This is a genomic window from Streptomyces lacaronensis (assembly GCF_047337785.1).
GTDB classification, from domain to species: Bacteria; Actinomycetota; Actinomycetes; order Streptomycetales; family Streptomycetaceae; genus Streptomyces; species Streptomyces lycopersici.
Genome location: NZ_JBLHDK010000003.1, coordinates 2,175,153 through 2,195,900, shown reverse-complemented (window position 1 = coordinate 2,195,900; position 20,748 = coordinate 2,175,153). Strand labels below are relative to the sequence as shown.

General features: G+C 73.0%; 23 protein-coding genes. 6 read left to right on the top strand and 17 right to left on the bottom strand.

Annotated elements, in window-relative coordinates:
- Positions 1–81 precede the first annotated feature (81 nt).
- Together ACMTAK_RS09680 and ACMTAK_RS09675 are read right to left on the bottom strand one after the other, a co-directional pair.
- Positions 82–912 (bottom strand): alpha/beta fold hydrolase, encoded by an 831-nt coding sequence (locus ACMTAK_RS09680; RefSeq protein WP_413805825.1) that lies wholly within the window; start codon positions 910–912, stop codon positions 82–84.
- Positions 913–1,068: 156 nt separating this feature from the next.
- Entirely contained in the window at positions 1,069–1,815 is a 747-nt protein-coding gene (locus ACMTAK_RS09675) for an SDR family oxidoreductase (protein WP_413805824.1), read from the bottom strand.
- A gap of 201 nt (positions 1,816–2,016) precedes the next feature.
- On the opposite strand from ACMTAK_RS09675, the gene ACMTAK_RS09670 reads away from it, so the two are divergent.
- Positions 2,017–2,760, top strand: a complete 744-nt coding sequence (locus ACMTAK_RS09670; protein ID WP_413805823.1) for a GntR family transcriptional regulator — start codon at positions 2,017–2,019, stop codon at positions 2,758–2,760.
- A gap of 62 nt (positions 2,761–2,822) precedes the next feature.
- Here the strand turns inward: ACMTAK_RS09670 and ACMTAK_RS09665 are convergent, their stop codons facing one another.
- Complete coding sequence (locus ACMTAK_RS09665) at positions 2,823–4,043, bottom strand: ROK family protein (protein ID WP_413805822.1); 1,221 nt, start codon at positions 4,041–4,043, stop codon at positions 2,823–2,825.
- Positions 4,044–4,192: 149 nt separating this feature from the next.
- Here ACMTAK_RS09665 and ACMTAK_RS09660 point away from each other — a divergent pair, with 149 nt between their 5' ends.
- Positions 4,193–4,633, top strand: coding sequence for a hypothetical protein (locus tag ACMTAK_RS09660; protein WP_413805821.1), 441 nt, complete (start codon positions 4,193–4,195; stop codon positions 4,631–4,633).
- 68 nt (positions 4,634–4,701) lie between these two features.
- Positions 4,702–5,322: an L-threonylcarbamoyladenylate synthase gene (locus ACMTAK_RS09655; RefSeq protein WP_256651382.1), complete on the top strand. Its 621-nt coding sequence runs from the start codon at positions 4,702–4,704 to the stop codon at positions 5,320–5,322.
- Between the two features lie 181 nt (positions 5,323–5,503).
- Here ACMTAK_RS09655 and mug read toward each other — a convergent pair whose 3' ends face one another.
- The 3 genes from mug to ACMTAK_RS09640 all read right to left on the bottom strand — a co-directional run bounded on the left by mug (position 5,504) and on the right by ACMTAK_RS09640 (position 8,357).
- Positions 5,504–6,046: a G/U mismatch-specific DNA glycosylase gene (gene mug, locus ACMTAK_RS09650; protein ID WP_413812837.1), complete on the bottom strand. Its 543-nt coding sequence runs from the start codon at positions 6,044–6,046 to the stop codon at positions 5,504–5,506.
- A gap of 20 nt (positions 6,047–6,066) precedes the next feature.
- Positions 6,067–7,500: an adenylosuccinate lyase gene (gene purB / locus ACMTAK_RS09645; RefSeq protein WP_413805820.1), complete on the bottom strand. Its 1,434-nt coding sequence runs from the start codon at positions 7,498–7,500 to the stop codon at positions 6,067–6,069.
- Positions 7,501–7,586: 86 nt separating this feature from the next.
- Positions 7,587–8,357 carry an SGNH/GDSL hydrolase family protein gene (locus ACMTAK_RS09640; protein ID WP_413805819.1) on the bottom strand — a complete coding sequence of 257 codons (771 nt, stop codon included), beginning with the start codon at positions 8,355–8,357 and terminating at the stop codon, positions 7,587–7,589.
- Between the two features lie 65 nt (positions 8,358–8,422).
- Between ACMTAK_RS09640 and ACMTAK_RS09635 the strand changes: the two genes are divergently transcribed.
- Both ACMTAK_RS09635 and ACMTAK_RS09630 read left to right on the top strand, forming a co-directional pair.
- Positions 8,423–8,659 carry a hypothetical protein gene (locus ACMTAK_RS09635; protein WP_413805818.1) on the top strand — a complete coding sequence of 79 codons (237 nt, stop codon included), beginning with the start codon at positions 8,423–8,425 and terminating at the stop codon, positions 8,657–8,659.
- Positions 8,660–8,758: 99 nt separating this feature from the next.
- A complete protein-coding gene (locus ACMTAK_RS09630) occupies positions 8,759–9,013 on the top strand; it encodes a hypothetical protein (RefSeq protein ID WP_413805817.1) in 255 nt (84 codons plus the stop codon).
- Between the two features lie 24 nt (positions 9,014–9,037).
- Here the strand turns inward: ACMTAK_RS09630 and ACMTAK_RS09625 are convergent, their stop codons facing one another.
- The 9 genes from ACMTAK_RS09625 to bioB all read right to left on the bottom strand — a co-directional run bounded on the left by ACMTAK_RS09625 (position 9,038) and on the right by bioB (position 18,153).
- Positions 9,038–10,042, bottom strand: a complete 1,005-nt coding sequence (locus tag ACMTAK_RS09625; protein ID WP_413805816.1) for a hemolysin family protein — start codon at positions 10,040–10,042, stop codon at positions 9,038–9,040.
- Complete coding sequence (locus tag ACMTAK_RS09620; protein ID WP_413805815.1) at positions 10,039–11,403, bottom strand: hemolysin family protein; 1,365 nt, start codon at positions 11,401–11,403, stop codon at positions 10,039–10,041. The genes ACMTAK_RS09625 and ACMTAK_RS09620 overlap by 4 nt, the downstream gene beginning before the upstream one ends.
- Positions 11,404–11,532: 129 nt before the next feature.
- Entirely contained in the window at positions 11,533–11,958 is a 426-nt protein-coding gene (locus ACMTAK_RS09615; protein ID WP_413805814.1) for a GNAT family N-acetyltransferase, read from the bottom strand.
- A 51-nt stretch (positions 11,959–12,009) separates the two neighbouring features.
- Positions 12,010–12,927, bottom strand: a complete 918-nt coding sequence (locus ACMTAK_RS09610; RefSeq protein WP_413805813.1) for an LLM class F420-dependent oxidoreductase — start codon at positions 12,925–12,927, stop codon at positions 12,010–12,012.
- A gap of 111 nt (positions 12,928–13,038) precedes the next feature.
- Positions 13,039–13,854 carry an ABC transporter ATP-binding protein gene (locus tag ACMTAK_RS09605; RefSeq protein ID WP_413805812.1) on the bottom strand — a complete coding sequence of 272 codons (816 nt, stop codon included), beginning with the start codon at positions 13,852–13,854 and terminating at the stop codon, positions 13,039–13,041.
- Between the two features lie 109 nt (positions 13,855–13,963).
- Positions 13,964–14,647 carry a class I SAM-dependent methyltransferase gene (locus ACMTAK_RS09600; protein WP_413805811.1) on the bottom strand — a complete coding sequence of 228 codons (684 nt, stop codon included), beginning with the start codon at positions 14,645–14,647 and terminating at the stop codon, positions 13,964–13,966.
- Positions 14,648–14,745: 98 nt separating this feature from the next.
- Complete coding sequence (gene bioD, locus ACMTAK_RS09595; protein ID WP_413805810.1) at positions 14,746–15,450, bottom strand: dethiobiotin synthase; 705 nt, start codon at positions 15,448–15,450, stop codon at positions 14,746–14,748.
- Between the two features lie 128 nt (positions 15,451–15,578).
- Positions 15,579–16,895 (bottom strand): adenosylmethionine--8-amino-7-oxononanoate transaminase, encoded by a 1,317-nt coding sequence (locus ACMTAK_RS09590; RefSeq protein WP_413805809.1) that lies wholly within the window; start codon positions 16,893–16,895, stop codon positions 15,579–15,581.
- Positions 16,888–18,153, bottom strand: a complete 1,266-nt coding sequence (gene bioB / locus ACMTAK_RS09585; RefSeq protein ID WP_413805808.1) for a biotin synthase BioB — start codon at positions 18,151–18,153, stop codon at positions 16,888–16,890. The genes ACMTAK_RS09590 and bioB overlap by 8 nt, the downstream gene beginning before the upstream one ends.
- Before the next feature lie 169 nt (positions 18,154–18,322).
- On the opposite strand from bioB, the gene ACMTAK_RS09580 reads away from it, so the two are divergent.
- Positions 18,323–19,522, top strand: a complete 1,200-nt coding sequence (locus ACMTAK_RS09580) for an 8-amino-7-oxononanoate synthase (RefSeq protein ID WP_413805807.1) — start codon at positions 18,323–18,325, stop codon at positions 19,520–19,522.
- A 63-nt stretch (positions 19,523–19,585) separates the two neighbouring features.
- On the opposite strand, the gene ACMTAK_RS09575 is transcribed toward ACMTAK_RS09580, so the two are convergent.
- Positions 19,586–19,813, bottom strand: a complete 228-nt coding sequence (locus tag ACMTAK_RS09575; protein WP_413805806.1) for a DUF397 domain-containing protein — start codon at positions 19,811–19,813, stop codon at positions 19,586–19,588.
- Between the two features lie 18 nt (positions 19,814–19,831).
- Positions 19,832–20,701 (bottom strand): helix-turn-helix domain-containing protein, encoded by an 870-nt coding sequence (locus ACMTAK_RS09570; protein WP_413805805.1) that lies wholly within the window; start codon positions 20,699–20,701, stop codon positions 19,832–19,834.
- Positions 20,702–20,748: the final 47 nt, after the last annotated feature.

Here is a 20,748-nt window from a genome sequence, read left to right as displayed (position 1 = left end):
AGTGAATAACGGTGCGGCCGCCCGGAGTAAAGACCCCGGCCGCGTGCGGTGCGAGGGTGGGCGAGGGAGGCGGGTGGGGCGTCAGCGGCTGCCGTCCAGGATGACGCGGGCGACCAGCGCGGGATCGTCGTTCATGGGCACGTGGCCGCAGCCGGGGAGGCGGACCAGCCGGGCACCGGGGATCACCTGCTTGGCGCGGACGCCCTGGCGGCGCGGCATCAGCCGGTCGCGCGAGCCCCAGGCGATGGTGACCGGGACATCGGGGATGTCGTGCGTGAACAGCCCGGAGCTTCCGGCGGCCAGCGTGGCGCCGAAGCCGACCGCCTCGCGCAGCGCCCGCGTCTCGGCGACGACGGCGTCCGGTGAACGCCGCGCGGGCCGGGCGTAGATGGCGCCGGTCAGCGCGGCCCGTCCGGCCGCGCCGCGGGCCAGCCACGCCACCATCGGCGGCGGCAGCGCCCGCGCCCCGGCCCGCATCGCGGCCAGCACGCCGAAGGCGTAGCGGCGCTCGGCCTCGGTCCAGAACCGGGCGGGGGACAGCGCGGTGACGGACCGCACGAGTCCGAGCCGACCCAGCTCCAGGGCGATCAGCCCGCCGAGCGAGTTCCCGGCCACGTCGGGGCGCCTGACGCCGAGCGCCTCGAAGAGCGCGTCGAGCACGGGTATGACCCCGTCGAGGTCGTACGGGATGCCGTCCGGCAGCGCGTCCGACGTCCCGAAGCCGGGCAGATCCACGGCGATCACATCGCGGTCGGCCGCGAGGATGTCCAGCACCGGCTCCCATGCCTGCCAGTGGTGGCCGATGCCGTGCAACAGCACCAACGGCCGCCCCGCGCCGCGCCGTTCGTGGACGACCCGGGCGGTGCGGGGGCCACCGGGGGTGGCGACGGAGAAGGAGAGGGACGCGGGCATCGGGTGGCTCCTCACGATCGGCGTTCCGGCAGGCGCACGCGGCGTATGAGACAGCATGTCAGCAAGAGTTACCGGAGGGTAGACCCGATGGCCGATACCGATGACCGACAGCCCGGACACCCGCACGCCGCCGCCCGTGAGTGAACGCGGCCGCCGCTACAGCCCGCCCGCGACCCGCAGCACCGCCCCCGTCGTGTACGACGCCTCCGGCGACAGCAGCCACGCCACCGCGCCCGCGATCTCCTCCGGCTCGCCGGGCCGTCCCATCGGCACCCGCCCCTGGACGCGCCACGGCCGCTCGGGGTCGCCCATCCGCTCGTGGATGTCGGTCAGCGTCATCCCGGGCTGGACCGAGTTGACCCGGATCCCCTCCGCCGCCAGCTCCTTCGACAGCCCGACGGTCATCGCGTCGACCGCCGCCTTGCTGGCCGCATAGTGCACATACTCCCCGGGGCTGCCGGTCGTCGCCGCGCCCGATGAGATGTTGACGATGGCGCCGCCCTGCCCGCCGTGGCGCGTGGACATCTCGCGCGCCGCGCGCCGGGCGCACAGCAGGGCCCCGGTCACATTGACGTCCACGACGCGTCGCATCACCTCCGGTGAGGTCTCGGTGAAACGGCCCAACGGACCCGTGATCCCGGCGTTGTTGACCAGCCCGGTGATCGGGCCCAACTCCTCCCGCACCCGGTCGAACATCGCCTCGACCTGTTCCGCGTCGCTGGTGTCGGCCTGGACGGTCATCGACCGCACACCCTCCGCGCGCACCGCCGCCGCCCACCGCTCCGCCGCGTCCCGCGCGTGCTCGTAGCCGATCGCGACGCCGTGCCCGGCGCGCGCGAGCCGCACCGCCACCGCCGCGCCGATGCCGCGACTGCCCCCCGTGACCACCGTGACCTGGTCCATGCCCATCAGCTCAGCTCAGCTCCCGCCCCGTGACGCATCCCGCTCCGACGGTCACCGACGATAACCGGTCAGGGATTGGTCTTGACCAAGTACACACGCCGCCTTATGGTCGCATTGATACTGCAACAACCTTTAATAAAGAAGCGCGCATAACTGTGAAGGCGCGCGGGACCGTCGGCCATCGGAATCAAGGGGGACAGGGTGGGGACCACGCAGCTGGAATCGGTGCCAGAGCCCAAGTACTGGCATCTGAAGACCGTGCTCAGCGACGCACTCGACTCGGAGTTCGCGGTCGGCGAGATCCTGCCCAACGAGCGCGAGCTGGCCGCCCGCTTCGGCGTCGCCCGCGCCACCCTCCGGCAGGCCCTCGAGCAGCTCGAGCTGGAGGGCAGGCTGCAGCGCCGCCGCGGCGTCGGCACCACCGTCGCCCCGCCCCGCGTCGGCGTGGCCGTCGGGGACTACGCCCACGGCTGGACCGACGCCTCCGGCGAGGACACCTGGCAGACCGTCGACAGCACCGAGGTGGCCCCGCCCGCCGAGGTCGCCCGGCTGCTGGAGATCGACCCCGACACCCCGGTCCACCGGGTGCGCCGCACCCGGATGAGCCACGGCCAGCCGCTCGCCGCCGAGCTGCTGTACGTACCGTCCGAGTCCGTCCCCGGCCTCGCCGCCATCGACACCCCCAGCGGGCTGGCCCGCGCCCGCGCCGTGCTGCGCGAGCTGCGCCGGCTGGAGCTGGAGGGCCGTGAGCAGACCGTGGAGCTCGGCTCGGCCCGCGCGGACGACGCCAAGGAGCTCGACCGGCTGCCCGGCGCCCCCGTCCTCCTCGTGACCACCCGCTATGTGGCCCAGGGCCGCACCGCGGCCGTCGCCGTGGCCACCTACCGGGCCGACACCTGCCGGCTCACCTTCGGCGACGCGGGCGAGGAGCTGCTGGCGGGCTGATCCGGGCCCGCCCCACGCCACCGCTCCGTACGCCTCCCGTAACGGCCCCCGTGCGACCCGCGTCAGCGGCTCGCGCGGCGGGTCGTCACCGTGCTGTCGACCGCGAACAGCTCCTGTTCCACATGGTCCAGGGCCAGCCGCAGCGCCCCCGTGGTCACCGCCGCCTCGCCGAGCAGCGAGAGCGCGACCTGCGGGGGCCGCAGACAGTAGCGCGACAGCTCATCGCGCAGCGGGGCCAGCACCCCGTCAAGACCGGCGGCCCAGCCGCCCACCACCACGACCTCGGGGTCCAGCGCCAGCACCAGGGCCGCGGTGTCGTGCACCAGCCTGCGGACGAAGCGGTCCACGGCCGCGCGCGCCCGTACGTCGCCGTCCCGGGCCAGCGCGAAGACATGCGCCACCTGCGCCTCGTCCAGCGGGTTCAGCGGCTCCCCGGTCGTGGAGAGCACCTCCTCCGGGGCGGCCTCCCGGCCCAGCAGATGCAGCGCCCCGATCTCCCCGGCCGCGCCGCCGAAGCCGCGGTGCAGCCGCCCGCCGATCAACGACCCGGCCCCCGGGCTCAACCCGGCCAGCACGAAGACCACATCGTCCGAACCGGCCGCCGCGCCCTTCCAGTGCTCGGCCACCGCGGCCGTGTTCGCGTCGTTCTCCACCAGCACCGGACAGCGGAAGGACCGCCGCAGCCGCTCGCCCAGGGGCAGTCCGGTCCAGCCGGGGAGCGCGGTGCACAGATGGATGGTGCCATCGGCCTCGACGACGCCGGGGCTGCCCACCCCGACCGCGCGCAGCGAGAACCGGGCCACCCCGGCGCGCCGCAGCAGATCCGCGACGGTGGTGCGCACCCGCTCCAGCCGCTCGTCCGCGGACGCCTTCTCCGACACCTCGCGCACGATCGAGCCGAGCGGGCGTCCATCGAGGTCCGACAGGAGCGCGGCCACCCGGTGCGGCCCTATCTCCATGCCCAGCAGATGCCCGGCCTCGGCCCGGAAGCGGAAGCGGCGCGCGGGGCGTCCCTGGCGGCGGACACCGCCCTCCTCGGCGGGCACCTCGACCACCAGACCACTGTCGGCCAGCCCGTCGATCACCCCCTCGACGGTGGGCCGGGACAACCCGGTCACCCGGGTCAGATCGGTGAGGCTCGCGCTCCCGGCGCAGCCCCTCGCCTCGTCCTGGCCACCGCCGTCGGCGGTGCCGGACGCGGTCGCCGCGCGCAGCGCGTGCAGGACCACGGCGGAGTTGATGCGTCGCAGCAGAGACGGATCCCCGCCGGTGAGCCGCCCCAACGTCGGCCTCCCTCCCAGTGCGTATCTGCCGGATCGTATCCGCTGGGCGCGGAGGCGGCGAGTGCCGACTGCCGACCCGGGCCGCCCGGCCACCGAGATGGTCATCTGACGGGCGGCCAGATGTCCGACCTACGCGGTTTACTGACATCATGACCAGTACGGCGGACCATGTGAGCACGATCGATCAGCTGCGCGTGCGGGACTTCCCCGCGCAGCGGACCGCCGACGGATGGGTGGCGAGCGGCCCCGGCTTCCATGTGGCCGACCTCCGCGTCAGCGAGGACTTCTGGGACGCGGATCTGAGCCGGGTCGAGGAGGTCCTGGAGGAGTTCGAGGCAGAGCTGGGCGCGCTGGAGCAGGTGCTGACCTTACGGTGGGGCGCCCCCGATGTCCTCGACCTCACCGACTCCCTGGAGCGCTCGGCGATGGGCGAGCCGGTGCCGCCCCCGCTGGACACCCTGTGCGGTTACGTACCCGAGCTGCGCGTCTGGCGCGTCGACGGCCGCTGGGTCGGGCTGGGCGTCGGTCAGGGCGACCGCGAGCTGCCGTTCCAGCTGCTGGTGGCGATAGGAGAGGAGGGCACGCTATGACATCGTCGGGCTCGGCCGCGTCCGGGGCACCAAACGTCCGGGGCGTCCCGATCGCATAGGCTCGGCGGATGGCGAAGTACTACGATGTGCACCCCGAGAACCCACAGCAGCGCACCATCAGCAATGTGGCTGACATGATCCGCTCCGGCGCGCTCATCGCCTACCCGACGGACTCCTGCTTCGCGCTGGGATGCCGACTGGGCAATCGTGACGGCATCGGCCGGATCCGGTCGATCCGGAACCTCGACGAGCGTCACCACTTCACCCTGGTGTGCCAGAACTTCGCGCAGCTGGGCCAGTTCGTGCACGTCGACAAAGACGTGTTCCGCGTGATCAAAGCAGCGACGCCCGGCAGCTACACCTTCATCCTCCCGGCGACGAAGGAGGTGCCGCGGCAGCTGCTGCACCCGAAGAAAAAGACGGTCGGAGTCCGGATTCCTGACCATGCCGCCACTCAGGCCTTGCTCGCCGACCTCGGTGAGCCCCTGCTCTCCAGCACCCTGCTCCTGCCCGACGAGGACGAGCCGATGACGCAGGGCTGGGAGATCAAAGAACGGCTCGACCACGTGGTGGACGCCGTGGTGGACTCGGGTGACTGCGGCACCGAGCCGACCACGGTCATCGACTTGTCCGGCGGCGAAGCCGAGATCGTACGTCGAGGGGCGGGCGACACGGCACGGTTCGAGTGACCGCGCCGACGGCGGTGGCCGGCTGGGCCGGGAGGCCGCCCCGGACGAGCCGACCGCGGCCGGTGGTGGCCTCGCGGGCCCCTGCTGGTGGCGATGGGGGAGGAAGGGCAGGAGGAGACGACATGACACCCCTCCGCCCTTCGGTACCGGCGTCCGACTGGCCGTCTGGCCCGGCGCCCGTCTAGCCGTCGGCCTCGGCGGCGGTGCGCAGTCGGCCGTACTCCTCCGCCATGGCGGGCAGCGTCCAGTGCGCGTTGAGGCCGCTCGGATTCGGCAGGGCCCAGATCCGGGTTTCGCCTATGGTCCTCGTCTGCGGCCCGATCTTCGCCTTCTTGTCGCCGAACGCCACCCGGTAGGCGGTGACCCCCGCCACCGCCAGCCAGCGCGGCCGCAGCCGGAGCACCTTCTCCTCCAGGATCCGGCCGCCCTCCCGGTATTCCTCGTCGCTCAGCTCATCGGCCCGGGCGCTGGCGCGCGCCACCACATTGGTGATGCCGAGCCCATGGCGCACCAGCTCCGACTGCTCGGACGGATCGAGCCGTCGGGGGGTGAACCCCGAGGCGTGGAGGGCGGGCCAGAACCGGTTGCCGGGGCGGGCGAAGTGGTGGCCGGTGGCGGCCGTCATCAGCCCCGGGTTGATACCGCAGAAGAGGACGCGCAGACCGTCCGCGACCACATCGGGGACGAGGCGGTCGCGGGCGGCCTCCAGTTCGGCGGGGGTCATCGCGGGGGTCATCGCCCGCGTCAGAGGATCGAGCCGGGAGCGTAGGCGGCGGCCTCCGGCCGCTCCTTGACGATCTCCTCGATCCGGGCGACCACCGCGCCCACCTGGTCCGCGGCCGCGCCCGTGAAGGAGAGCTTGTCGTCCATCAGCGCGTCCAACGCGGCCCGGTCCAGCGGGATCCGCTCATCGGAGGCGAGCGAGTCGAGCAGCTCATTGCGCTCGGCGCCCCGCTCGCGCATCGCCAGCGCCGCGCCCACCGCGTGCTCCTTGATCGCCTCATGCGCGACCTCGCGGCCCACCCCGGCCCGTACGGCGCCCATCAGCACCTTCGTGGTGGCGAGGAAGGGCAGATAGCGGTCCAGCTCACGGGCGATGACGGCGGGGAAGGCGCCGAACTCGTCGAGCACGGTCAGGAAGGTCTCCAGCAGCCCGTCGAAGGCGAAGAACGCGTCCGGCAGCGCGACCCGGCGCACCACCGAGCAGGAGACATCGCCCTCGTTCCACTGGTCGCCCGCCAGTTCCCCGGCCATCGAGGCATAGCCGCGGAGGATCACCGCGAGGCCGTTCACGCGCTCGCAGGAGCGGGTGTTCATCTTGTGCGGCATCGCGGACGAGCCGACCTGGCCGGGCTTGAAGCCCTCGGTCACCAGCTCGTGCCCGGCCATCAGCCGGATGGTCTTGGCCAGCGAGGACGGGGCCCCGGCCAGCTGCACCAGCGTGGTGACGACGTCGTAGTCCAGCGAGCGCGGATAGACCTGGCCGACGGAGGTGAACGCTTGCCCGAAGCCCAGGTGGGTGGCGATCCGCCGCTCCAGCTCGGCCAGCTTCCGCGCGTCGCCGCCGAGCAGGTCCAGCATGTCCTGCGCGGTGCCGACCGGGCCCTTGATGCCCCGCAGCGGATAGCGGCCCAGCAGGTTCTCCAGCCGCTCGTACGCCACCAGCAGTTCGTCCGCCGCGGTGGCGAACCGCTTGCCGAGCGTGGTGGCCTGCGCCGCGACATTGTGCGACCGGCCGGCCATCACCAGCTCGGCGTGGTCGGCGGCCAGCTTGCCGAGCCGGGCCAGCACCGCGACCGTACGGTCCCGCACCAGCTCCAGGGAGAGCCGGATCTGGAGCTGCTCCACGTTCTCGGTGAGGTCGCGGGAGGTCATGCCCTTGTGGACGTGCTCATGGCCGGCGAGGGCGTTGAACTCCTCGATGCGGGCCTTCACATCGTGGCGGGTGACCTTCTCGCGCTCGGCGATCGAGGCCAGGTCGACGGTCTCCAGGACCCGCTCGTAGTCGGCGAGGGCGGCGTCCGGCACCTCGATTCCGAGGTCCTTCTGGGCGCGGAGCACGGCGAGCCACAGCCGCCGCTCCAGCGTCACCTTGTACTCGGGGGACCACAGGACGGCCAGCTCCGTGGAGGCGTAGCGGTTGGCCAGGACGTTCGGGATGCGCGGCTTACCAGTCACGTGCACAGAGTCTACTGGCCGTCCTCGCAGGCCAGACCGGTGGCCGAGGGACCCCGCCGAACGGCCCGGGGCCCGAGCCGCTCCGATCAGCCCTCGTACGGCAGCAACTCGGCGCGCTTGGGGGCCCGCCCGTCGCCCGAGGAGCGGCCGGTCAGCCGCCTGCCGATCCACGGCCCGAGGTGCTGGCGGGCGAACCGCACATCCGAGGTGCGGCGGGCCAGCCACCCGACGGGCACCGCGGGCGGCAGGGGCGCGTTCCAGTCCTCCTCCGGCTCGAGGCCCAGCGCCTGCCATACGGCCTCGGCGACCCGCCGGTGCCCCTCGGCGTTCAGATGCAGCCGGTCCTCGTGCCACATCCGGGGGTCCCCGACGGCCTCGGAGGCGTACAGATCCACGACGGTCGCGTCATGCCGCGTGCCGAGCTCGTCGATGAACGCGAAAAGCCGCTCCATCCGGGGCAGGAACCGCTCCAGCACCGGTCCGCGCCGTCCCGGGCTGCGCATCAGCACCAGCCGCTTGCAACTGGGCGCCAGCCGCTCGACGGCCTCCTCCAGCAGCCCGCACACCTGGCCCACGTCGCATTTCGGCCGCAGCACATCGTTCAGCCCGCCGACCAGGGTCACCAGATCGGCGCCCATGGCCGCCGCCGGGCCCGTCTGCTCCTCGACGATCTGCCCGATGAGTTTGCCGCGCACGGCGAGGTTGGCGTAGCGGAACCCGGGGCCGCGGGCCGCGAGCCGCCCGGCGAGCAGATCCGCCCAGCCTCGGTAGGTGCCGTCGGGAAGCGCGTCCGACATGCCTTCGGTGAAGGAGTCGCCGACCGCGACAAAGCTGCTGTAGGTGATGTTCTTCTGCATGGCTCGGGAGATCTTATCCGGTGCGTGGGCTGCGTGGACCGCCGAGCGCGAGCATGATGAGCCGCATGGCGATGACCCACATCTACTTCGAGGGCGGAGCGCGGAACGGGACGACCGCCAGCTGGAATGTGGAGCCCGGCGCGGACATCTACGACGACAACATCTTCCGGCCACCCGAGCTCTACCGGCGGACGAACCGCACCAAGGTCATCGGACGGGTCGAGTATGTGATCTTCCGCTACGACCCGATGGGCAGCCGGCCCGGTCCCGGTCCCGGCCCCGGTCCCGGCCCCCGCCGCTGAGCCTCGCGCGGCCGTCCGGCCGGGGCCGCGGTTGGACCGGTTGGACCGGTTGGACCGCCCGGGGTTCCGCGCGCCACGCGACGGGGCAGTCTGGTCGGCGTGGATGCCTTCGAATGCGACCGTACGACCATGGCCATCGTCGCCGCCGCGCTCGGCGACGACGGGGAGGGCGCCGCCGCCCTCCTGGAGCCGCTGGAGACGCGCGATGTGTGCCGGGTCGCGGTGCGGCTCGCCGCGATGGCCGCCCATGCGCTGGTGGCGGTGGCCGAGGAGGGCGGTGGCGGCCGGGAGGAGGCGCTCGCCCACTGGCAGGCGTGCATCATCGCCCATGAGTCCAGACAGACCGAGGAATGATCGGGCACGGGTCGGCGGGAGCGCTCAGGCGACCAGCTCGCGCAGCACGTCCTCCATGGTCACCAGCCCCTCCAGCCGTCCGTCCGCGGCGATGACCGCCGCGAGATGGGTACGGCTGTCGCGCATCGCGGTGAGCACGTCGTCCAGCGGTGTGAGGGACCGCACCCGGGGGATCGGGCGCAGCTGATCGGGGCGGAACGGCACATCCCGGGGCCGTGCGTCCAGCGCGTCCTTCACATGCAGATAGCCCAGGATCCGCCCGGAGTCGTCCACCACCGGGAACCGTGAGAAGCCGGTCCGCGCCGACAGCCGCTCCAGCTCATCGGGGGTCACCCCGAGCCGCGCCCTGACCACCCGGCCCATGGGCAGCACCACGTCCCGCACCCGTCGCCGGCTCAGCTCCAGCGCGTCCCGCAGCCGCTCGGTGGCGCGGTCGTCCAGCAGCCCGGCCTCGCTGGAGTCCGAGACCATCCGGGCCAGCTCATCGTCGGAGAAGGTGGCCGAGACCTCGCCCTTGGGCTCCACGCGCAACAGCTTCAGCACCCCGTTCGCCAGGGCGTTCACACCGAAGATCACCGGGCGCAGGGCGCGGGCGAGGGCGACCAGGGGCGGGCCGAGCAGCAGCACGGTGCGCACCGGCTCGGCCAGCGCCACGTTCTTCGGCACCATCTCGCCGAACAGCATGTGCAGATACGTGGCCAGGCTCAGCGCGATCACGAACGAGATCGGGTGCACCAGACCCAGTGGCAGACCCACCACATGGAACAGGGGTTCCAGCAGATGCGCGATGGCCGGTTCCGCCACGGCGCCCAGCACCAGCGTGCACAGGGTGATCCCGAGCTGGGCGGCGGCCAGCAGCGCGGAGAGGTGCTCCAGGCCCCACAGCACGGCCCGCGCCCGCCGGTCGCCCTGCTGGGCATGCGGTTCGATCTGGCTGCGGCGCACCGAGATCAGGGCGAACTCCGCGCCCACGAAGAAGGCGTTGAGGACCAGCGTCAACAGGCCGATCAGCAGCTGGAGAACGGTCATCGGCCCGTCGCCCCCTCGGCTCCGTGCACTCCGTCGGCCGCGTCGCCCCCGGCGCCGCGCAGCGGCGCCCGCAGCCGGACCCGGGCCGCCCGGTGGCTCGACACCTTCCGCACCTCCACCGACCAGCCCGCCGGCTCGACGGTGTCGCCGACGGCCGGGATCCGGCCCAGCTCGGTGGCGATCAGCCCGGCCAGCGTCTCGTACGGGCCCGGGGGCACCCGCAGCCCGATGCGCTCCAGCTGGTCGACGCGGGCCGCGCCGTCCGCGTCGTACAGCGTATGGCCCTCGGGGTCCCGGCCCATCGGGATCAGCTGGGCGGTCTCATGCGGATCGTGCTCGTCGCGGACCTCGCCGACCACCTCCTCGACGATGTCCTCCAGGGTGACGACCCCGGCCGTACCGCCGTACTCGTCGATCACCACGGCCATGCTGCGCTGGGCCGAGAGCCGGTCCAGCAGCCGGTCCACGGTGAGCGGCTCCGGGACGAACACCGCCTCGCGCATCACCTCCGACACCGGGCGCCGGGGCCGCTCCTCGGCGGGGACCGCCAGCACGTCCTTGATGTGGACGAGCCCGGCGACGGTGTCCAGGCTGCCCCGGTAGACGGGGAAGCGGGACAGCCCGGTGGCGCGGGTCGCGTTGGCCACGTCCTCGGCGGTGGCCCGTACGTCCAGCGCCACCACCCGCACCCTCGGGGTCATCACGTTCTCCGCGGTGAGTCCGGCGAGGTTGAGGGTGCGGACGAACAGCTCGGCGGTGCCCTTCTCCAGCGCGCCCTCCTTGGCCGAGTGCCGGGCGAGGGCGATCAGCTCCTGCGGACCGCGCGCGGAGGCCAGCTCCTCGGCGGGCTCCAGGCCCATCCGGCGCACGGTGCGGTTGGCGGTGTTGTTGAGATGGCTGATCAACGGGCGGAAGACGGAGCTGAAGACGCGCTGCGGAGTGGCCACGGCCTTGGCGACCGGCAGCGGCCGGGAGATCGCCCAGTTCTTGGGCACCAGCTCGCCGACGACCATCAGCACGACGGTCGACAGGAAGGTGCCGAGCACCAGCGCGGTCGAGTGGACGGCCGACGAGGGCACGCCGATCGCGGTGAGCGGCCCGGCCAGCAGGGCCGCGACGGACGGCTCGGCCAGCATGCCGACGACCAGATTGGTCACGGTGATGCCCAGCTGCGCGCCGGAGAGCTGATAGGTGAGGCTCCGTACGGCCTTCAGCGCCCCGGCCGCACCGCGCTCCCCGCGCCCGGCCGCGAGTTCCAGCTCGCTGCGCTCGACCGTGGTCAGCGAGAACTCCGCCGCGACGAAGGCGCCACAGGCCACCGCCAGGAGGAGCGCCACGGCCAGGAGGAGGACTTCGGTCATCGGTTCACCTCTGTCCCATGCTAGGGCCTGTCCGGAGCTGTGATCTGGATCAGCGAGCCCGGATCTCAACTCCGGACAGGCCCTGAAAGGCCCCGCACGGCGGCGCCGCGACCGGGAGGGCCGCCGGGGTCAGGGGCGCAGCGGCTTGACCCAGCGGCTCCACTGCGGCTGCGGCGCATAGCCCGCCGCGCTCCACGCGTGGTGGGCGAGCTCGTTCCCGTTCAGCACCATCGCGTCCCCGCGCCGTCCGCCCAGGGCCGCGAACCGCTCCTCGGCCGCCGCCAGGAGCGCCGTCGCCACGCCCCGGCGGCGGTGCCCGGGGTGGACGGCCAGCCGGTACAGATGGCAGCGCCAGCCGTCGAAACCGGCGATCACGGTCCCGGCGAGCTCACCGTCCCGCTCGGCCAGCAGCAGCGACTCCGGGTCGCGGTCGAGCAGCCGGGCCACCCCGTCCCGGTCGTCGCTGATGCTGGTGCCCTCCGCCGCCTCCTTCCAGAAGGTGAGCACGGTGTCGAGGTCGGCGGGGGCCGCGGCCCGTATCCGGAGATCGTTCATGTCCGTATCCCACCATCGGGCGGACCGCGGCGTCGACGGGATTCCGTCGGGTCAGCTGCCGTGCAGCTCCTCGATCACCGGCGCGAACGCCTCCATGTTGTGCTCCAGCACGGTGAAGTACGAGAAGCCGAACCGCTCGCGGTGGGCCCGCAGCTGCTCCGCCATCTCCTTGGCGCCGCCCAGCAGCAGCGCCGGGTGCTCCAGCAGCTGGTCCTCGGTGAGATCCGGTGCGTACGGGGCCAGCTCACGCGCCTTGGCGCGCCGGTCGTCGGTGGGGCCGACCATCTGGATGAGGTAGTTCAGCTCGATGGTGTCGTCGCTTTCGTCGGCCCCCTCGGTCCTCCCCGCCTCGGCGGCGAAGCGGCGGAAGGCGGCGACCCGGCCCTCCAGCGCCTCGGGGCTGATCAGCTGCAGGGTGCCCTGGGGCTTGCCGGCGGGCTGCACCGCGCCGGTGAACGCGGCGATGTCCGCGTGGCGCGCGGCCAGCCGCAGCAGCCGGTCGCCGTTGCCGCCGAGCAGCAGCGGCGGGCGCGGGGACTGGGTGGACCGCGGCCGGTGCTCGGTATCGGTCAGCAGCCGCTCCAAGTCGGCCACGGTGCGCACCAGATGGTCCACCCGCTCCCGTGGCGAACCGAACGGCAGCCCGGCGCTGTCGTGCTCGGCCTTGACATAGCCGGCGCCCAGGCCGAGCTCCAGCCGGCCGTCGGTGAGCGCGTCGCAGGTGGCCACCTCCCTGGCGAGCAGCGCGGGGTTCCAGAAGCCGGCGTTGAGCACGAAGGTGCCCAGCCGCGGGCGCTCGGTCGCCTCGGCGGCGGTCGCCAGTGCCGGGAACGGGGCGGGGTTGCCGAGGTGGTCGGGGGCCAGCAGCACGTCATAGCCGAGCTGCTCGGCGTGGCGGCACTTGCCCCGCCATGCCTCGGCCGATTCAAGGGTGAGCAGATTGACTCCGAAACGGAACGGCCTTGCCATGAGCCCTCCTTGATCGCGGATACCGCGAACGTATCCGAGATCGGCTCCGTCCGGGGCGGCTCACCCTGATTCGGCGGCCCGGCCGATCGGGCACCGGGCCGGGGCCGGCGCTCAGTTCAGCGGATCGGGGTCCGGGGCGGGCCCGGGTGGCGCGGGGGCGGCGAAGATGTGCATCCGCTCCAGCACCGCCTCGGCCGTGGGCCGCTCCATCCGGTCCACGATCCGGCCGTCGGCGAGGAAGAGCACCAGATCGGAGTGGGCGGCGGCGGTCGGGTCGTGGGTGACCATGACGACCGTCTGGCCCAGTTCGTCCACGGCCTCCCGCAGGAAGCGCAGCACCTCCAGGCCCGCCCGTGAGTCCAGATTGCCGGTCGGCTCGTCCGCGAAGATGAGCTCGGGGCGGGAGGCGAGCGCCCGCGCGCACGCCACCCGCTGCTGCTGCCCGCCGGACAGCTGGGCGGGCCGGTGCCGCAGCCGGTCCCGCAGCCCGAGGGTGTCGATGACCCGGTCCACCCACTCCCGGTCGGGTTTGTGGCCCGCGATGTCCATGGGCAGGGTGATGTTCTCGGCCGCGTTGAGCGTGGGCAGCAGATTGAACGACTGGAACATAAAGCCGATCCGGTCGCGTCGGAGCTGGGTCAGCTCCTTGTCGCCCAGGCCGGTGATCTCGGTGTCGCCCAGCCAGGCCCGGCCCGACGAGACCGTGTCGAGACCCGCCAGACAGTGCATCAGGGTGGACTTCCCGGAGCCGGACGGGCCCATCACCGCGGTGAACCTGCCCCGTTCGATCTCCACGTCCACCGCGTCCAGCGCGAGCACGGCCGTCTCGCCGCTGCCGTACGCCTTGGTCAGGGCCCGGGCACGGGCCGCCGCACGGGCGCCGCCGTCCGCGAACCCGTCCGTCTTCGTTGCCGCCGGTGTGGACATGATGCCTCCCGTATCGGAACGTCGTGCCCTCGATGGTAGGGACCCGGCCGCCGGTACGCGCGCCTGTGGACGCGGGCGTACGGGAACGCGAACGCCGACGGGAGGGCGATCAGGGACCGGAAGGCGCGGACGGCCGGCGGGCGGCGCCGAGCACGCACGGGGACGTCGGCAGTGCCGGGCCCCGGTCCGGGATGCGCAGCCGGCGGTGGCCGATCGGCTCGAAGCCCGCCGCCGCGATCTCCGACCGCGCCTCACGCGCCGTATGGCAGCCGCCGAACATCAGCGGCCACACCGTGCGGTCCAGCGCCCACTGGGTCGTCGCCAGGACCCGCCCCTCGGCGCGGCCGTGCTCGAGGAAGCGCAGCTCACCGCCGGGCCGCAGCACCCGCAGCAGTTCGGCGAGCGCGCGCCGCACATCGCGTACCGAACACAGCACCAGACAGGCCACCGCCGCGTCGAACCCCTCGCTCTTGACCGGCAGCGCCTCGGCGACGCCCGGCACCACGTCCACCGGCACCCCGGCGCGCAGCCCCGCCCGGGTGGCCAGCCGCCGCAGATGGCGCTCGGGCTCGATGGCGACGACCTCGGAGACGGTCTCGGGGTAGTGCGGGAAGTTCAACCCGTTGCCCGCGCCGATCTCGATGACCCGGCCGGAGAGCCCGGCCAGCAGCTCGTCGCGCAGCTCACCAAGACCGGCCCGCTCGTCGGCCAGTGGGCTCAGTCTGGCGTAGCAGCGGGCGAAGAGCGGATGGTGGACGGCGTCACGCGGGGGTGTGCGACGGCATACGGGCATGGGAGCTCCCCCTTGTCCCAGGTGCGGGCGGTTTGTCCCGGGTGTCCCGGGGATGGACGATGACCGGTACCGGGATTCTGCCCAGGCGGGGGGTGTCGCTACGCGGCCAGCCGCGCCGGGTCCCAGGTGCCGTCCAGCCGGGGCGCCAGCCAACCGGGGGCCTGGGCGCGGAACTCGGCGGGCGGCAGGGCGGGGGCGCCCTGGGGGACGGCGCCCAGCAGCGGGACACCGGAGGACTCCGGCAGATCGGCCACATTGCAGCGGGAGGCGAGATCCGCGGCCGTGGGCCAGCTGCCGATGACGACGCCTGGGCACTCCAGCCCGCGGGCGCGCAGGGCCTCGGTGGTCAGGGTGGTCACGTTGAGCGTGCCGAGACCCGCGTGGGCGACGACGAGGACGGGCGCGCCGAGCAGCCGGGCCGCGTCGGCGAGCGTCGCCCCCGTCTCGTCGAACCGTACGAGCAGTCCTCCCGCGCCCTCGATCAGCACCAGATCGTGCTCGGTGGCCAGCTTCTCGGCCGCGTCGGCCACCTCGTGCGGCCGCACCGGAGGCCGTCCGGCGCGGCGGGCTGCGGTGGCGGGGGCCAGCGGCTCGGGGTAGCGGGCGAGTTCGAGCAGGGTCACCGCCCCGGCGAGGCGGGCCACCTCCGCGGTGTCACCCGGCTCGTCCTCCGCGACACCGGTCTGGGCGGGCTTGAGCACCGCCACCGAGCGGCCGTGCGCGAGCGCCGCGGCGGCGACGGCCGCCGTACTGACGGTCTTTCCGATCTCGGTGCCCGTACCGGTGACGATCAGGACTGTCATCTTTGTTTCCGTTGCCTTTCGCTTTCGTTTGTGCTCCCGGGGTGAGCTCCGGGCCGCCCTCGCATGCCCCGGCCCGCGGTCGGTCTCCGTTTCCCTGGGAAGCGCCGACCGCGAGCGGGGCGGGCGGGTCAGACGGCCGCCGCGGCGGCCGCCCGGACCGCCGCGCAGATCCGGGCCAGATCGTGGTCCCCGGTGATGTACGGCGGCATGGTGTACAGCAGATCGCGGAACGGGCGCAGCCATACGCCCTCGCGCACCGCGGCCCGTGTCGCCGCCGCCATCGCCGCGTCGTCCATCGGACGGTCCAGCTGGACGACGCCGATCGCGCCGAGCACCCGTACGTCCCGCACGCCCGGCACGGCGGCGGCCTCCGCGAGACCGTCCCGCAGCCCGGTCTCGATCCGCTTGACCTCCTGCCGCCAGTCGTAGGAGAGCAGCAGATCGATCGAGGCGCTGGCCACGGCCGTGGCCAGCGGATTGCCCATGAAGGTCGGGCCGTGGGCGAGCACCGGCACCTCGCCGCGCGAGATGCCCTCCGCCACCCGCGGGGTGCACAAGGTGGCGGCGAGAGTCAGATAACCCCCGGTCAGCGCCTTGCCCAGACACATCACATCGGGGCACACCCCCGCGTGCCCGGCCGCGAAGAGCGCGCCCGAGCGGCCGAAGCCCGTGGCGATCTCGTCGAACACCAGCAGCACGTCGTGCTCGTCGCACGCCTCGCGCAGCACCCGCAGCAGCGCGGGGGAGTGGAAGCGCATCCCGCCCGCGCCCTGCACCACCGGCTCCACGATCACCGCGGCCACCTCATGGGCGTGACGGGCCACCAGCTCACGGACGTGGCGCTCGTACGCCGGGTCGGGGTCCGCGTCGAAGCCGGGCGGCGGCGCGTCCGCGAAGATCTGCTCCGGCAGCACACCGGACCACAGACGGTGCATACCGCCCTCCGGGTCGCACACCGCCATCGGCTGCCAGGTGTCGCCGTGGTAGCCGCCGCGCCAGGTCAGCAGCCGCCGCTTGGCGGGGCGGCCGAGGGAGCGCCAGTACTGGAGGCACATCTTCACCGCGACCTCGACCGACACCGAACCGGAGTCGGCGAGGAAGACGTGCTGGAGCGGCTCGGGCGTGATCTCCACCAGCCGGGTGGCCAGCCGGACGGCGGGCTCATGGGTGAGCCCGCCGAACATCACATGGCTCATCCGGTCGAGCTGACCGCGCGCGGCGTCGTTGAGCGCCGGGTGGTTGTAGCCGTGGATGGCGGACCACCACGACGACATCCCGTCCACCAGCTCGCGGACGCCCTCCACCGGCTCGGCCAGCCGCAGCCGGACCCCGGCTGCGGACTCCACGACCAGCGGGTCCTGGCGGCCGGGCATCGGGCCGTACGGATGCCAGACGTGCTGCCGGTCCAGCTCCCGCAGCTCGGCCGGGGCCAGCGGCTCAGGCATTGGGCGGCAGATCCGTGCCCGCGCCGCGGCGGCGCACCGCGACCAGGCCGGCGTGGGACCCCCGCGTGCCCGCCGGGGCGGCCACCGTCGCACCGGCCGCCGCCTGTGCCGGTACGGCGTCAGCGGATACGGCGTCGGCGGATACCGCGTCGGCGGGCGCGGCGTCGGCGGGCGCCGCGTCGCCGCACGGGCCGCAGCCGCCGCCCTCCGCGCCGTGACCGCCGCAGCCGGAACCGGCGGCGGCAGCCGCGTCCGCGCGGTGCGCGGGCAGCGTCGTCGTATCGGTGCCCTCGACCTCGAAGCCCGCGTCGGCGATCATCGCCAGATCGTCCTTGCCCGCCTGGCCCTCGGTGGTCAGATAGTCGCCGAGGAAGATCGAGTTCGCCAGGTTCAGGGCCAGCGGCTGGAGCGTCCGCAGATGGATCTCGCGGCCGCCCGCGAGCCGCACCTCGACGTCCGGGCAGACGAACCGCACCATGGCCAGGATCCGCAGACAGCGCTGCGGGGTGAGGTTCCAGTCCCCGGCCAGCGGGGTGCCCTCGATCGGGATGAGGAAGTTGACCGGCACCGAATCCGGGTCCAGCTCGCGCAGCGAGAAGACCACGTCCACCAGGTCCTCGTCCGACTCGCCCATGCCCGCGATCAGCCCGGAGCAGGCGGACATCCCCGCAGCCTGGGCCTGCTGTACGGTCGAGACCCGGTCGGCGTAGGTGTGGGTGGTGGTGATGTCGCCGTATGTCGCCTCGGAGGTGTTGAGGTTGTGGTTGTACGCGTTCGCCCCCGCGTCCTTCAGCCGCTCCGCCTGGCCGTCGGACAGCAGCCCCAGACAGGCGCAGATCTCGACGTCCTGGTGCTCCTCCTTGATGGCGGCGATGGTCCGGGAGACCCGGTCCACGTCGCGGTCGGTCGGGCCGCGTCCGCTGGCGACCAGGCACACCCGCTTGGCGCCGCCCGCGACCCCGGCGCCCGCCGCGGCGGCCGCCTGCTCCGGCTTGAGCCAGGTGTACTTGAGGATCTCGGACTTCGAGCCCAGCCGCTGCGAGCAGTACGAGCAGTCCTCGGGGCACAGCCCCGACTTGAGGTTCACCAGATAGTTGAGCTTCACCCGCCGCCCGAACCAGGCGCGGCGCACCTTGCCCGCCGCGGCCACCACGTCGAGCAGCTCGTCATCGGAGGTCGCCAGGACGGCGAGCGCCTCTTCGCGGGTGGGCGTCTCGCGCCGCAGCCCCTTCTCCACCAGCGTGTTCAGCAGGTCCATGGCGACGATCCTTTCCTACCCCACCGCCCGCGGCCAAGGAGGGACCGTACAAGACGCGCTGATCGGGGTGTGTGTATTGCCACATCATGACCGGGCATGGACGAGGCTACGTTCTATCCGGACCCGACAGCCGGTGCCCGAGACGAGGCCACGGAAGGCGAGGCAGCCGATGCCCCAGGACCGCCACGACGCGTTCGCATGGATCGACGCACAGCGGGAGCGGCGCGACCGGGCGGGGCTGGTGCGCCGGCTCAGCCCCCGCCCCGCCGACTCCCCGCTGCTCGATCTGGCGAGCAATGACTATCTGGGGCTGGCCCGGCATCCGGAGGTGACGGCCGCCGCGGCCGTGGCGGCGCACCGCTGGGGCGCGGGGTCGACCGGGTCGCGCCTGGTCACCGGCTCCACCGAGCTGCACGCCACGCTGGAGCGGGAACTCGCCGAGTTCTGCGGATTCGAGGCGGCCCTGGTGTTCTCCTCCGGCTACGCGGCCAATCTGGCCGCCGTCTCCGCGCTGAGCGGCCGGGACGCACTGGTCGTCTCCGACGCGGACAACCACGCCTCGCTCATCGACGGCTGCCGGCTCTCCCGCGCCGAGATCGCCGTCGTCCCGCACGCCGACCCGGACGCCGTACGCAAGGCGCTGGACGCGGCCGGGGCGGACGAAGCGGATGAAGCAGATGAAGCGGACGCGGGGGAGGCGCGGCGGCGCGCCCTCGTCGTCAGCGACGCGGTCTTCTCCGTCGACGGCGACGCCGCCCCGCTGGCCGCCCTCGCCGGTGCCTCCCGGCCGTACGGCGCGGCGCTGGTGGTGGACGAGGCGCACGGCCTGGGGGTGCTCGGCGAGGGCGGCCGCGGCGCGGTGCATGAGGCCGGACTCGCGGGCGCGCCGGACGTGGTGGTCACGGCGACCCTCTCCAAGTCACTGGGCAGCCAGGGCGGGGCGGTGCTGGGGCCCGCCCGGGTCATCGACCATCTGGTGAACTCCGCGCGGACGTTCATCTTCGATACCGGGCTCAACCCGGCGGCCGTGGGCGCCGCCCTGGCGAGCCTGCGCCTGCTGCGCCGGGAGCCGGAGCGCGCCACCCGCGTCCGCACGGTCGCCATGGGGCTGTACGGGCGGCTGACCGCCGCCGGGCTGGCCGCGGTGCGGCCGGACGCGTCGGTGGTGTCGGTGCGGGCCCCGTCGCCGGAGAAGGCGGTGCGCTGGGCCGCGGACTGCCGCGCGGCCGGGCTGATGGTGGGGTGCTTCCGCCCGCCGTCCGTTCCGGACGGCGTCTCCCGGCTGCGGCTGACCGCGCGCGGGGATCTGACGGAGGCGCAGGTCGAAGGGGCGGTCGACGTGATCGTGAGAACCGCGCCGACCGCCTGATGGCTCACTGACGGGATGGCGAGCGGATCAGCTCACCGGTGGAAGAGGTACTTCACTGACGGATCAGCTTCCGGTTCCGGTCGAGCGGGAGGTGCCGGAGCCGGGGCCGTCGCCCTTGAGTCCCTCGAGGAAGGAGACCCAGGTCGACGGGGTGAACAGCAGGACGGGGCCCGCCGTGTTCTTCGAATCGCGCACGCCGAGCCGGTCGGGCCCCAGCAGGGCCGTCTCGACGCAGTTGTTCATTCCGACGCTGTAGCTGCTGCGCAGCCAGTCGACGGAGTTAGCGGACATTTTGGACATGGTGCCCCCTCAGGCGCCGCCCCCGATTTTGTTGATGAAGGACAACGATTCCTCAGGTGTCAGGGCGTGAGCGCGCAGTACTTCGAACGCGGCGCTGTACGCCCGGAGGTCTTCTTTCCGCTCCAGATAGAGGCTACTCGTCAAGTGGTCGAGAACTACTACGTCCAGGTCACTAATGTGCGGAAAAGAGAAAATAATGAAAGGACCTGTCATACCGATGGGCATTCCGATAGAGAATGGCAGCACCTGTAGCTGCACCTGAGGCAATGCGTGGAGTTCGGCCAGATGGCGCAATTGCGCCGTCATCACTCCGGGCCCGCCCACTTCGCGCCGCAGCGCCGCCTCGTCGAGCACCGCGTGCAGCCGCAGCGGCCGCTCGCCGTGCAGCACGGACTGGCGCGCGATCCGCACCTCCACCAGCGAGTCCACCTGCGGCCCCGGCAGATCCGGGAGCGCCGCGAGGGTCACCGCACGGGCGTAGTCCGGGGTCTGCAGCAGGCCCGGCACCACCGTGGTCTCCAGGGTGTACGCGTCCGACGCCTCCGCCTCCAGGCTGATGAAATCCCGGTAGGCGGGCGGCAGCAGATCGCGGTACGCGTACCACCAGCCGCGCCGTGACCCCTCCGGATCCGAGGCGCCCCCACGGCACAGCGCCTCCAGCAGGGCACGCAGCTCCGGGTCGGCGACCTGGTAGACCTCCAGCAGCCGTGCCACATCCGAGGGCTTGGCGCCGCTCCGCCCGGTCTCGATCCGGCTCACCTTCGACTGGTGCCAGCCCAGCCGGTGGGCGACCTCACCGCTGGTGAGTCCGGCCAGATCGCGCTGGCGGCGCAGTTCCGCACCGAGCTTGCGGCGACGCACCGCCGGGCCGTATCGCATCAGTTCTCCCTCCGCCTTCCTTTTGGCGCGTCACCCACAGCGCGTGT

Bases quoted from the DNA above. Each gene is read 5' to 3' on its own strand.
- ACMTAK_RS09680 (WP_413805825.1), bottom strand. From the start codon at position 912: ATGCCCGCGTCCCTCTCCTTCTCCGTCGCCACCCCCGGTGGCCCCCGC.
- ACMTAK_RS09675 (WP_413805824.1), bottom strand. From the start codon at position 1,815: ATGGACCAGGTCACGGTGGTCACGGGGGGCAGTCGCGGCATCGGCGCG.
- ACMTAK_RS09660 (WP_413805821.1), top strand. From the start codon at position 4,193: ATGACCAGTACGGCGGACCATGTGAGCACGATCGATCAGCTGCGCGTG.
- ACMTAK_RS09655 (WP_256651382.1), top strand. From the start codon at position 4,702: ATGGCGAAGTACTACGATGTGCACCCCGAGAACCCACAGCAGCGCACC.
- mug (WP_413812837.1), bottom strand. From the start codon at position 6,046: ATGACCCCCGCCGAACTGGAGGCCGCCCGCGACCGCCTCGTCCCCGAT.
- ACMTAK_RS09640 (WP_413805819.1), bottom strand. From the start codon at position 8,357: ATGCAGAAGAACATCACCTACAGCAGCTTTGTCGCGGTCGGCGACTCC.
- ACMTAK_RS09635 (WP_413805818.1), top strand. From the start codon at position 8,423: ATGGCGATGACCCACATCTACTTCGAGGGCGGAGCGCGGAACGGGACG.
- ACMTAK_RS09625 (WP_413805816.1), bottom strand. From the start codon at position 10,042: ATGACCGTTCTCCAGCTGCTGATCGGCCTGTTGACGCTGGTCCTCAAC.
- ACMTAK_RS09620 (WP_413805815.1), bottom strand. From the start codon at position 11,403: ATGACCGAAGTCCTCCTCCTGGCCGTGGCGCTCCTCCTGGCGGTGGCC.
- ACMTAK_RS09615 (WP_413805814.1), bottom strand. From the start codon at position 11,958: ATGAACGATCTCCGGATACGGGCCGCGGCCCCCGCCGACCTCGACACC.
- ACMTAK_RS09610 (WP_413805813.1), bottom strand. From the start codon at position 12,927: ATGGCAAGGCCGTTCCGTTTCGGAGTCAATCTGCTCACCCTTGAATCG.
- ACMTAK_RS09605 (WP_413805812.1), bottom strand. From the start codon at position 13,854: ATGTCCACACCGGCGGCAACGAAGACGGACGGGTTCGCGGACGGCGGC.
- ACMTAK_RS09600 (WP_413805811.1), bottom strand. From the start codon at position 14,647: ATGCCCGTATGCCGTCGCACACCCCCGCGTGACGCCGTCCACCATCCG.
- bioD (WP_413805810.1), bottom strand. From the start codon at position 15,450: ATGACAGTCCTGATCGTCACCGGTACGGGCACCGAGATCGGAAAGACC.
- ACMTAK_RS09590 (WP_413805809.1), bottom strand. From the start codon at position 16,895: ATGCCTGAGCCGCTGGCCCCGGCCGAGCTGCGGGAGCTGGACCGGCAG.
- bioB (WP_413805808.1), bottom strand. From the start codon at position 18,153: ATGGACCTGCTGAACACGCTGGTGGAGAAGGGGCTGCGGCGCGAGACG.
- ACMTAK_RS09580 (WP_413805807.1), top strand. From the start codon at position 18,323: ATGCCCCAGGACCGCCACGACGCGTTCGCATGGATCGACGCACAGCGG.
- ACMTAK_RS09575 (WP_413805806.1), bottom strand. From the start codon at position 19,813: ATGTCCGCTAACTCCGTCGACTGGCTGCGCAGCAGCTACAGCGTCGGA.
- ACMTAK_RS09570 (WP_413805805.1), bottom strand. From the start codon at position 20,701: ATGCGATACGGCCCGGCGGTGCGTCGCCGCAAGCTCGGTGCGGAACTG.